Consider the following 11,300-nt stretch of genomic DNA (forward strand, 5'->3'; position numbering starts at 1 on the left):
TTGGAATTCCATCTGCCTCGCCTTGCGATCAAGAGTTGTCGTTGACACCGGTTAGACATTTGCTGATGTCTTGAGAGAAGTATGCCGTGTTCGCAGCTCAACCGCATGTTGAGTGCACTCAGATTGGTGAACTCTGTGTTTCGCGCGAATGTCAAACCCTGCTGTGAGTTTTCCACTCGCCGTAGGGAAGTGTGTCCAGCACAGTCTTCACGCCCACCTGCACGAGCTGCGGGGTCGCCGGACAGATCGCCAGCCATGCCTCGCCCGAACCGGCGGTGCGGGCCTGCTGGTACAGCGCGATGCGGCCGCCGGAGCCGTCTTTGAGTGACAGCACCGAGGCGCTCGGACCCTTGGCGTCGTCCCGGTACTGGCGGGCGTACACCGCCACCTCGGCGGCCGGGTCGGACAGCGCCTGGCCCAGCGCGGCCACGGTGGCGGCGCTGATCCCCATCCGGCGCAGGTCTCCCCCGGAGAACACGTTGAACCCCGACTCCTGCCACGACTTCGTCGCTTCCAGCATTTCCTCGAGCGGGACGTTCACGGCGTTGATCGCCGCCGGTTCGGCGTGGTGAATGGATTCCAGGGCGTCGATCACCAGGGACGCGATCGAGGCGCTGTCCGCGACGGCGACGTCATCGACGGTGATCTCTCCGCCGACCCGGACCGCCGACACCCAGTGCTGTCCGCGGCGGGCAAGGACCACCCGGAACTCGTTGTCGGGGATGTCGCGCGAACCCGGGGGCTGGTTCTCGTCGTCGAGGACGCCGTAGGCCAGCTTGCCTCGGGACAACAGGGCGACCACTTCGAGGTCGGGCGCCGCGAGCACTTTCATCCGCGCGGCCACGTGCTCGTTTACCTGGTCGTTCTCGACTATGCCCTGCTCGCGCATCACCGCCATCCCGGGATGGTCGTTGAGCCAGTCGCTCGAGTCGGTAGACACATATGGCCGGCACCGCAACTCCGGCGCGACGTGCCGGATGTCCAGCAGCGCCTGCAGCATCCAGAAACCGTCGACGTTGACAGTGATGTCGGTGCGGGTGCTTTGTTGGTCCATCAATTCCCCGATTGTCCCTAATTACCTCAAGCCGAATTGGACGGTAACCGCAGGACGCGGCAGCACACCGACGGGTGGTGTGCTGCCGCGCCTAAAATTGCGGGTCAGGCCCAGGAGGACCCAACGGCGCTGTCGGTGCTGGCCATGTTGCTGCCCGCGGACTGAACCTTCTGCCCGTGAGAGTTGGCCTGCTCGTAGATGACCTGGAAGTTGCGACCCAACTGGGTGATGAACTCCTGGCATGCCACCGAACCCGCACCGCCCCAGAAGTCGCCGGCAGCAAGCACATCGCGAACGATGGACTGGTGCTCAGCCTCCAAGGACGCGGCCTGGGCGCGGATCAAGGCACCGTGGGCGTCTACGTCGCCGAACTGGTAGTTAATGCTCATAACGGTGTTCTCCTAATGTCTTGAGATGTTACGCAGCTGCGGTTCTAAGCGCTAGCTGCTGAGGATTTGCTGCGAGGCCTGCTCTTGCTGCTCGTAGTTGTTCGCGTCGCGAATCAGTCCGTCGCGCACTCCGTGGAGCATGTTGACGATGTTGCGGAAGGCCTGGTTGACCTGACCCATGGTGTCGTACGAGGTGGCCTGGGCCTGACCGCTCCAGCCCGAGCCGGCGATGTTCATCGACGACGCCCACATCTTGCGAGCCTCGTCCTCAACGGTCTGGGCGTGCACCTCGAAGCGGCCCGCCATCGCCCGCATCTCGTGCGGGTCGGTCATAAAACGTGTTGCCATGTCGGCTGTTCTCCTTGCTACGTGGTTACTGGAAAATGTTGTGGAAAACGGTGGCCGGATCGTTTACGTGTTACGCAACCGCCGAGCCGAATGAATAGAAATAACCCCCCCTTCCCGTCAGCCGGCGGCCACCGGGCGCTGTCACGGTGAGACGGACGTCAAACCCGAACCGCGGCGTTTGAGTTGACGGAGTGCGTGTTGCCCTGCGGGACGGGACAACAGCCGAATCCCGCAGACCGGACGTCGTCTCCTCCAGATCGGTTACGTGAGAACCCATTTCGGTGACGACCTGTCCCAAGTCCCCGAACCGCGTGCTCGATCTACAGGGCGGCGGCTGCGTTAGCTGCTTCGGTCGCAGCGTAAGAACCGGAGCTGGTGGACAGGGTGTTCACGAACATCTCGTGGATCGCGGCAGCCTGGGCGCTCACCGCCTGGTACATCTGCGCGTGCGCGGCGAACTGAGCCGCGGTCAAAGCCGACACCTCGTCGGCAGCGGCGGGCACCACCCCCGTCGTTGGGGCTGCAGCGGCTGCATTCTGGGCGCTCAAGGTCGACCCGATGGCCTGCAGGTTCCCGGCCGCCGCGGCCAACGCCTCCGGCTGTGTGGTCACGAACGACATGTTGTTCCCTCCTAGTTCAATCCCCGACTCTGCGAGACTAGATGACTGCGGCCCCCGAGGTCGGTGCGGAAGCCCGGTGTTTGCAATTGTTCATTCAGCGGCACTGCGAATTCACTTTTTGTAACGACACGGTAACAGCGCCTGACCTTGGCGGCTGCCCCTCCTGGGACGGCCATGGCAAACGTTACCAGCCATTAGTGTAAAAGGTTGCTGGTAATCGGCGCCACGGGTGCTGTGGCCGCGTGGTTGTGCATAAAAATCCGATTGTCGATTAGCCCGTGCAAAGGGTCACGGCGACGACCTTCGCCGGCGGCGTAGCGCGGGAACCTCCTTTCGCCCATGTCAGCGGTTTGATCGCCCCGATCGCCGCCGCGGGCGACTCCCGGGAAGCGATCGAGAAACTCGGGTCGCATCATGCTGCGGACACTATTGACTGCGTCGGCATTGTCGGCGTCGATACGGTTGGGATGCCGTGCTCAGCCGGCAAAGGGTGGTCGGGCCATGACGGTGGGCCGGAACCCGTACTTGGGACCGGCGACGCCGTGCCCGGCGGCACCGGCACCGGCCAGCGGCATACCACCGAGCAGGTTCCCGGGTCCACCGGCCGCCTCCGGGGCCGCGCTGATGCTGCTCACCGGGACGGCATGGCCGAGCACCGGCGCAGCCGGCGCACCCGACCAGGCCACCGGCACCGACAACTTGCCCCCGACCGAGGCCGCACTGCCCAGCGCGGCCACCGGATGCGCAGCGGCACCGCCACCCAGCATCCCGCCCAGCCCACCCAGGCCGGGCAACGCCTTGGCCACCGCCGGAGCCGCCCCACCGATAGCACCCGTCGACTTGGCGATCTGAGTAAAGGTGTTGGCCATACCAGTACTGAAATACGGCAAACCCTCGGTGTTATAGAACAATCCCGCAAACGGGCTGTAGCCGTTCACAAGTGCGCCCAGGCTGGTGGGGGCGGCCGTTGATCCGGTCAGCAGGTACCAAAGTTCGCTGTAGGTAGGAGTGGGCGGCCCGCTCGCCAGAGTGGACGCCGCGGACGCCGCGGGGGTGACTGTGCTGTTCGTCGTCTGGGTCGTCACGTTGCTCACCGTGTTGCCCACCTTGCTCGCCGCGCTGTTGGCCGTCACCTGGCCCACCGTGGCGCTTTGGGTCGCCGTGCCCGACTCACTGGCGACCTGGGGCGCGGCCTTAAACGTCGTCAGGCCCTTGGTCGCCGCCGTGGACTGCACCGCATAATTCGACATCGCCGCCGCATCCTGAGCCCAAAACTCGCCATACTGGGCCTCCAACTGGGCAATCGCCGGAGTGTTTTGCCCCAACACATTGGTCTGCTGCAACTGCAAACTCTGCGCCCGGTTGGCAGCAATCAACGGCGGCGGCACCGACGCAGCCAACGCCGCCTCATAGGCCGCGGCCGCCTCCTGCGCCAACACGGCCGCCTGCTCGGCCTGCGCAGCCGTCGTACTCAGCCACTCCGCATACGGCGTGGCCGCCTGCGCCATCGCCGCCGAAGCCGTCCCCGTCCACTCCTCACTGGACAACTGCGTCACCACGTTCTGATAGTTCAACGCAGCCGACTGCAACTCCGCAGCCACCGCATTCCACGACGACGCCGCCGTCGTCAACGACCCCGCCCCCGGACCCGCATAAATCCGCGCCGAATTGAACTCCGGCGGAAACGCCCCAAAATCCACCACGAATAGCCCCTTAACCTGTGATGTTCGAATCGATGCGTCGAGTAGTGAATGACGTTAATGCGCTGACGGCTCGTCCCTGGCCGGTCACCTCAGTGATGGATCGCCGGCGTGCCTTCCGGCCGGGTGCCCCGGTCGAATGCTCGACCCCGTCCCGCCGCCGCAAGCTCACTCGGCGCAACGCGTCTGAACTGCGGAAATACCCAAAACTGTGAGCCGATTTGCTGCGGGTACGACGGCTCGACGTCGGCGTAGCGGGAGGCACAGTTATGCCGGCAGCGGATAAAATCCGGCCGCGGGTAAAGGTGAGGTAGTGCATGCCTGATCCGCCGCTTATCCGGCTGAGGGTGGGCGGGTGAGCACGCTGTAGCGGAATCCGTATTTGTTGACGTAGCCCGCGGCGGCGCCGCGGCGGCCGAACCCGCCCACCGGCATGCCGCGCAGCAGCGCGTTGGCCGGCGCCGCCGGCGCGCCAGCGCCGACGGGAGTCGCGGCCTCCATCTCCGCGGCGGTGACCGGGTTGACCGCCGAGGTCAACGTCGCCCACTGCTGAGGCACCGACAACATCCCGATCCGACCCGCCTGCCCAGCACCGGCAGAAATCGCACTCACATGACCCACACCACCCAGGCTGCCCAGGTTGCCCAACCCCAAGCTGGCGAACTGCGGCGTGGGATACCACGCACCCCCGGCACCGGCCGTGCTACCACCAGGACCAGAGACCAACTGCTGAGCCAACTGCGACCAGAACGCCACGATGCCGTTGGAGAAATACCCAAGACCCGTATTTTGTTTGAGCAGCACCGTGTAATCACCCGAACCCATCTCCCACCACCAGGGATTAGTCGGGGTAATTTGGGTGACCGCGGCCTGGGTGGCCGAGGGAGTCACCACCGCAGCCGAGCTGGTCTGCGTCACCGTCTGCGAGGTGCCCACCGACACCGCCGACGAAGACAACTGCGGCGTCACCACGTTCGCCGTGGTCTGCGCGGTATTGCCCGCCGGCTCAGCCACCGCCTGCGCAACCGCATTGGCCTGATCAGACGCCGCCTCCGGAGTCGTCGTATTCGGCGCCGCGACGAACGGACTCAACACCGACGCCGCCGCCGACGCCGCGGTATACCCAGCCATCGCAGCGGCGTCTTGCGCCCACATCTCCATGTACCGCGCCTCAGTAGCCGCAATCGCCGGAGTGTTCTGCCCAAAGAAATTCGTCGCCACCAACGTCGCCAACAACACCCGATTGGCCGCAATCACCGGCGGCGGCACCGTCATCGCAAACGCCGCCTCAAACGCCGCCGCCGCCGCCCGCCCCTGCCCCGCCGTCTCCTCAGCCTGCGCCGCCAACGCACTAAGCCAGCTCACATACGGCGACACCGCCGACACCATCGACACCGACGCCGGCCCCACCCACGGCCCACTGGTCAACTCGGTAACCACCGAGTTATAGCCGCTGGCCGCCACACCCAACTCCGCCGCAATCTCATCCCAGGCAGCAGCCGCGGCCATCATCGGCCCCGACCCCGGACCCGCATACATGCGACCGGAATTGACCTCCGGCGGTAACGCCCCGAAGTCCATGGTTACGAAGCACCAGGCTCGAACGACATGTATCCCCTCGCTAGTGGTCTCACATCGATGACCTTCAGCATTTGCTTGCTTGGGGAAGGCTAAGTCGACACAGCGGCCCGTTGCCGCCTTGCGCCGCGGTCACCGGTACGGCACCTCCAGGTCCGCGATCGGTATCTGAGCTAGCCGCACGAAGGCTCCGTAATCGGAGTGTTTCGTCGGCACAGGCCATTACCTGGGGAAACACCGACGAGCGATGCATGACGGTACTGACTTGGCGGGCCGATACCGGGTAACTCGGACGGCGCAAAAACCCCAGTCCGAGGTAAAAATCCGGCCGCAGATAAAGCCGACACAAGATTCGCTGTGGACGACCACCGAGGCCACCCGGACAAAGCCGCGAGACGGCGTGCGTGGGGCCCGAGACAGGCGGCCGCTGCGATCACCGCCCATCGGGGGCGGCGCCATTAGTAGCGGCGCGCCGAAACGCGTCCTGCCGCCGACCTTTCGGAGGCAGGACGCGTTTCTGGGTCAGCGTCGACTAGGGACTGAGGCTATCCGGCAAAGGGTGGTCGGGCCATGACGGTGGGCCGGAACCCGTACTTGGGACCGGCGACGCCGTGCCCGGCGGCACCGGCACCGGCCAGCGGCATACCACCGAGCAGGTTCCCGGGTCCACCGGCCGCCTCCGGGGCCGCGCTGATGCTGCTCACCGGGACGGCATGGCCGAGCACCGGCGCAGCCGGCGCACCCGACCAGGCCACCGGCACCGACAACTTGCCCCCGACCGAGGCCGCACTGCCCAGCGCGGCCACCGGATGCGCAGCGGCACCGCCACCCAGCATCCCGCCCAGCCCACCCAGGCCGGGCAACGCCTTGGCCACCGCCGGAGCCGCCCCACCGATAGCACCCGTCGACTTGGCGATCTGAGTAAAGGTGTTGGCCATACCAGTACTGAAATACGGCAAACCCTCGGTGTTATAGAAGAGGCTCGCGAACGGAGCGTAACCGTTGACGAACGCGCCCAGGCTGGTGGGAGCGGCCGTATATCCGGTCAGCAGGTACCAGAGCTCGCTGTAGGTAGGAGTGGGCGGCCCGCTCGCCAGAGTGGACGCCGCCGACGCCGCGGGGGTGACTGTGCTGTTCGTCGTCTGGGTCGTCACGTTGCTCACCGTGTTGCCCACCTTGCTCGCCGCGCTGTTGGCCGTCACCTGGCCCACCGTGGCGCTTTGGGTCGCCGTGCCCGACTCACTGGCGACCTGGGGCGCGGCCTTAAACGTCGTCAGGCCCTTGGTCGCCGCCGTGGACTGCACCGCATAATTCGACATCGCCGCCGCATCCTGAGCCCAAAACTCGCCATACTGGGCCTCCAACTGGGCAATCGCCGGAGTGTTTTGCCCCAACACATTGGTCTGCTGCAACTGCAAACTCTGCGCCCGGTTGGCAGCAATCAACGGCGGCGGCACCGACGCAGCCAACGCCGCCTCATAGGCCGCGGCCGCCTCCTGCGCCAACACGGCCGCCTGCTCGGCCTGCGCAGCCGTCGTACTCAGCCACTCCGCATACGGCGTGGCCGCCTGCGCCATCGCCGCCGAAGCCGTCCCCGTCCACTCCTCACTGGACAACTGCGTCACCACGTTCTGATAGTTCAACGCAGCCGACTGCAACTCCGCAGCCACCGCATTCCACGACGACGCCGCCGTCGTCAACGACCCCGCCCCCGGACCCGCATAAATCCGCGCCGAATTGAACTCCGGCGGATACATCCCAAAATCAAACACCATTGACTCCTTAACCCGCCGCGGCGGCGTTGGCCGCCTCAGTTACCGCGTACGACCCAGAGCTGGTGCTCAGGGTGTTTACAAACATTTCGTGGATCGCCGCCGCCTGAGCGCTGACGGCCTGATACGTCTGGGCGTGCACAGCAAAATGCGCCGCCGTCAGCGCCGACACCTCATCGGCAGCGGCCGGCACCACCCCGGTCGTTGGCGCCGCTGCCGCGGCGTTCTGAGCGCTCAGCGTCGAGCCGATGGTTTGGAGGCTGCCGGCTGCGGCTAACAGCGCCTCCGGCTGTGTGGTCACAAACGACATGATTTTCCTTCCCTTGTGTCGGGCCCGGCGGCATTCGAAGAATGGTTCGGTGGGTGGCAGGCGTCAGGCACGGCTTGCTCCGGGGACTACGTGGATCACGTGGGCATCGCCTCCGTAGTGTCGACTGTTCATTGGTGGCAAAGGGTTCTTGTTATCCGGCTGAGGGTGGGCGGGTGAGCACGCTGTAGCGGAATCCGTATTTGTTGACATAGCCCGCGGCGGCGGCGCCGCGGCGGCCGAACCCGCCCACCGGCATGCCGCGCAGCAGCGCGTTGGCCGGCGCCCCCGGCGCGCCAGCGCCGACGGGAGTCGCGGCCTCCATCTCCGCGGCGGTGACCGGGTTGACCGCCGAGGTCAACGTCGCCCACTGCTGAGGCACCGACAACATCCCGATCCGACCCGCCTGCCCAGCACCGGCAGAAATCGCACTCACATGACCCACACCACCCAGGCTGCCCAGGTTGCCCAACCCCAAGCTGGCGAACTGCGGCGTGGGATACCACGCACCCCCGGCACCGGCCGTGCTACCACCAGGACCAGAGACCAACTGCTGAGCCAACTGCGACCAGAACGCCACGATGCCGTTGGAGAAATACCCAAGACCCGAGTTCTGTTTGAGCAGCACCGTGTAGTCACCCGAACCCATCTCCCACCACCAGGGATTAGTCGGGGTAATCTGCGTGACCGCGGCCTGGGTGGCCGAGGGAGTCACCACCGCAGCCGAGCTGGTCTGCGTCACCGTCTGCGACGTCCCCACCGACACCGCCGACGAAGACAACTGCGGCGTCACCACGTTGGCCGCCGTCTGCGCGGTATTGCCCGCCGGCTCAGCCACCGCCTGCGCAACCGCATTAGCCTGATCAGACGCCGCCTCCGGAGTCGTCGTATTCGGCGCCGCGACGAACGGACTCAACACCGACGCCGCCGCCGACGCCGCGGTATACCCAGCCATCGCAGCGGCGTCTTGCGCCCACATCTCCATGTACTGCGCCTCAGTAGCCGCAATCGCCGGAGTGTTCTGCCCAAAGAAATTCGTCGCCACCAACGTCGCCAACAACACCCGATTGGCCGCAATCACCGGCGGCGGCACCGTCATCGCAAACGCCGCCTCAAACGCCGCCGCCGCCGCCCGCCCCTGCCCCGCCGTCTCCTCAGCCTGCGCCGCCAACGCATTAAGCCAGCTCACATACGGCGACACCGCCGACACCATCGACACCGACGCCGGCCCCACCCACGGCCCACTGGTCAACTCGGTAACCACCGAGTTATAGCCGCTGGCCGCCACACCCAACTCCGCCGCAATCTCATCCCAGGCAGCAGCCGCGGCCATCATCGGCCCCGACCCCGGACCCGCATACATGCGACCGGAATTGATTTCGGGCGGTAACGCCGCGAAGTCAAACACCGTGTCCTCCTCAGTCGGCCGCGATCGCAGTCGATCCGGCTGTCACATAGGAATCAGTGGTGGCCGTGGTCACGGCTCTGTAAACGACGCCACCTGTCGGCCGTCGAAATCGGGGGGTCGCTGGGCGATGGCTTCCGCCCGCAACCCCATCAGCCGCGTCGGACGATGCATACCGACCGATTGGTTGCGTCCGCAAAGGTGGTATGCCACCGCACTTCTCGGACATCCGGTCAGGAACGACATGCACCTTTGGCCTCGGCTTATCCCCCGTTATCAGCGACCGAGCGGCAGCTCGCGTGTGCCCGAACTGCCGCCCGGCACTGAGATTAGTTCGTTACGAGGCAAACACCGACACCCAAAGCCAGCTGTTCATCAATGGCCAGCCACTGTTCATTCCCGGCCAGTCGGAGTTCACAAAAGGCAACGGAATGTTCACCGTCCGTTTGCTTTTCGTCTGCCTCGCGAGTACGGGTCCGGGCCGTCAGCCTTCTTCGAGAATCAGTGCCATTTCGGGGCAGGAAGCGACGCCGTCGCGAGTCAATTGCTCGTCTTCGGGAGCGACCTCATGCTCCTCGAGAATCGAATAGCCGGACTCGTCGATGGGAAACAGATCTGGGTCGACGGCGTAACACTGGGCGTGGCCCACACATTTCGACTGGTCCAGACGAACCCTCACGAGGTTTCCTCCCTAGGTGGCCCGGCGTGGCCGTCGACGGCTCGGCGATCTGACGAGCTTGCACTTCACCGTTCGTTACCAGATTAGTCGGTCGGTAAAGTGTCGAGGATGTTCGCCGATCGCTGCTGCGCCCCGCAGTCCGGGATCAGCGTGGGCAGGCGAACCGTGTTCCGTTGCCGCGCATGCAATATTGTTGTGCCGCCGCGCGTTGGTATGGGCGCAGTCCAACAGATGACCGGAGATCTAAGCGCATGAGCGAAGGCCAGCAAGGCTCGTTCTATCTACCCCGGCTGGATTTCGCCACGCTACCCATGACCGAGGACCGGGGCCTGGGGTGGAAGACGCTGCGCGACGCGGGACCGGTTGTGTTCATGAACGGGCACTACTACATAACCCGACGCGAGGATGTGCTGGCCGCACTGCGCAACACGAAGGTCTTCTCGTCGACGGTGCTGCAGCCACCCGGCCACCCGTTGCCGGTGCTGCCGTTGGCTTTTGATCCGCCGCAACACACCCGGTACCGCCAAATCCTGCAGCCGTACTTCAGCCCGCACGCGTTGAACAAATCGCGTCCGGTGCTGCAACGCCACGCCAGCGAGATGATCGCGGAGCTGGCCGGCCGCGGCAAGTGCGAAGTGATGACCGACTTCGCCAACCTCTACCCGTTTCAGGTGTTCCTGGATCTCTATGGCCTACCGGTGGAGGATCGCGACCGCCTCATCGATTGGAAGGACGCGGTCGTCGGCGAGAAGCCCTTCATCACCCAAAGCGACATCGAGAAGTCCGATCAGCTGCTGCAGTATCTGGCCGATGCCATTGCGGAACGGCGGCGAAACCCGGGGTCGGACATGCTGTCCAAGGTGATCACCGGCAAGGGCAACTTCACCGACCTCGAACTGCTGGGCATGAGTCACCTGCTGATCCTGGCCGGCCTGGACACGGTGACCGCCGCCATCGGATTCTCCCTGTACGAATTGGCGCGCCGACCGCAGCTGCGCAAGGAGCTGCGCGACAACCCAAAGCAAATCAGGGTTTTCATCGAAGAAATCGTTCGGCTGGAGCCGTCGGCGCCGGTGGCGCCACGGATCACCACCGAATACGTCGAAGTTGGCGGCATGACGCTGCCGCCGGGCACCTCGGTGCGGCTGTGCATGGCCGCGGTCAATCGCGATGACGCCGACGCCATGTCCACCAACGAGCTCAACATGGACGGAAAGGTGCACCGGCACTGGGGGTTCGGCGGTGGACCGCACCGCTGCCTGGGTTCGCATCTGGCGCGCATCGAACTGACGGTGATCGTCGCGGAATGGCTCGCCCAGATTCCGGATTTTGAACTGCCGGAGGACTACTCCCCCCTGATCAATTACCCCTCAAAGAGTTTCGCGCTCAAGCAATTACCGCTGAGCTGGGGCTGACCCGGAGTAACCCGGTCAGCCCCAGCGCAGCCG

11 protein-coding genes are annotated in these 11,300 nt (G+C 65.2%); 1 reads left to right on the forward strand and 10 read right to left on the reverse strand.

What is annotated here, in order from left to right; genetic code table 11:
- Window positions 1-151: 151 nt before the first annotated feature.
- The 10 genes from ACIUM1_RS02030 to ACIUM1_RS02075 all read right to left on the reverse strand — a co-directional run bounded on the left by ACIUM1_RS02030 (window position 152) and on the right by ACIUM1_RS02075 (window position 9,852).
- Window positions 152-1,054: an ESX secretion-associated protein EspG gene (locus tag ACIUM1_RS02030; RefSeq protein WP_406815642.1), complete on the reverse strand. Its 903-nt coding sequence runs from the start codon at window positions 1,052-1,054 to the stop codon at window positions 152-154.
- A gap of 104 nt (window positions 1,055-1,158) precedes the next feature.
- Window positions 1,159-1,443, reverse strand: a complete 285-nt coding sequence (locus ACIUM1_RS02035; protein WP_406814367.1) for a WXG100 family type VII secretion target — start codon at window positions 1,441-1,443, stop codon at window positions 1,159-1,161.
- Window positions 1,444-1,494: 51 nt separating this feature from the next.
- A complete protein-coding gene (locus ACIUM1_RS02040) occupies window positions 1,495-1,791 on the reverse strand; it encodes a WXG100 family type VII secretion target (RefSeq protein ID WP_007168951.1) in 297 nt (98 codons plus the stop codon).
- A gap of 320 nt (window positions 1,792-2,111) precedes the next feature.
- Window positions 2,112-2,411, reverse strand: a complete 300-nt coding sequence (locus tag ACIUM1_RS02045; RefSeq protein ID WP_007771419.1) for a PE family protein — start codon at window positions 2,409-2,411, stop codon at window positions 2,112-2,114.
- 476 nt (window positions 2,412-2,887) lie between these two features.
- Window positions 2,888-4,114 (reverse strand): PPE family protein, encoded by a 1,227-nt coding sequence (locus ACIUM1_RS02050; RefSeq protein WP_406815643.1) that lies wholly within the window; start codon window positions 4,112-4,114, stop codon window positions 2,888-2,890.
- Window positions 4,115-4,444: 330 nt separating this feature from the next.
- Entirely contained in the window at window positions 4,445-5,692 is a 1,248-nt protein-coding gene (locus ACIUM1_RS02055; protein WP_406815644.1) for a PPE family protein, read from the reverse strand.
- 542 nt (window positions 5,693-6,234) lie between these two features.
- Window positions 6,235-7,464 (reverse strand): PPE family protein, encoded by a 1,230-nt coding sequence (locus ACIUM1_RS02060; protein WP_406815645.1) that lies wholly within the window; start codon window positions 7,462-7,464, stop codon window positions 6,235-6,237.
- A 7-nt stretch (window positions 7,465-7,471) separates the two neighbouring features.
- Complete coding sequence (locus tag ACIUM1_RS02065) at window positions 7,472-7,771, reverse strand: PE family protein (protein WP_406815646.1); 300 nt, start codon at window positions 7,769-7,771, stop codon at window positions 7,472-7,474.
- A 151-nt stretch (window positions 7,772-7,922) separates the two neighbouring features.
- On the reverse strand, window positions 7,923-9,176 hold the full coding sequence (locus ACIUM1_RS02070) for a PPE family protein (RefSeq protein ID WP_406815647.1): 1,254 nt from the start codon (window positions 9,174-9,176) through the stop codon (window positions 7,923-7,925).
- Between the two features lie 481 nt (window positions 9,177-9,657).
- Window positions 9,658-9,852, reverse strand: coding sequence for a ferredoxin (locus ACIUM1_RS02075; protein ID WP_406815648.1), 195 nt, complete (start codon window positions 9,850-9,852; stop codon window positions 9,658-9,660).
- A gap of 251 nt (window positions 9,853-10,103) precedes the next feature.
- On the opposite strand from ACIUM1_RS02075, the gene ACIUM1_RS02080 reads away from it, so the two are divergent.
- Window positions 10,104-11,267, forward strand: coding sequence for a cytochrome P450 (locus ACIUM1_RS02080; RefSeq protein ID WP_406815649.1), 1,164 nt, complete (start codon window positions 10,104-10,106; stop codon window positions 11,265-11,267).
- The last annotated feature ends 33 nt before the right edge of the window (window positions 11,268-11,300 follow it).

Origin of the sequence: Mycobacterium sp. M23085, from assembly GCF_045343915.1 — a bacterium.
GTDB lineage: Bacteria > Actinomycetota > Actinomycetes > Mycobacteriales > Mycobacteriaceae > Mycobacterium.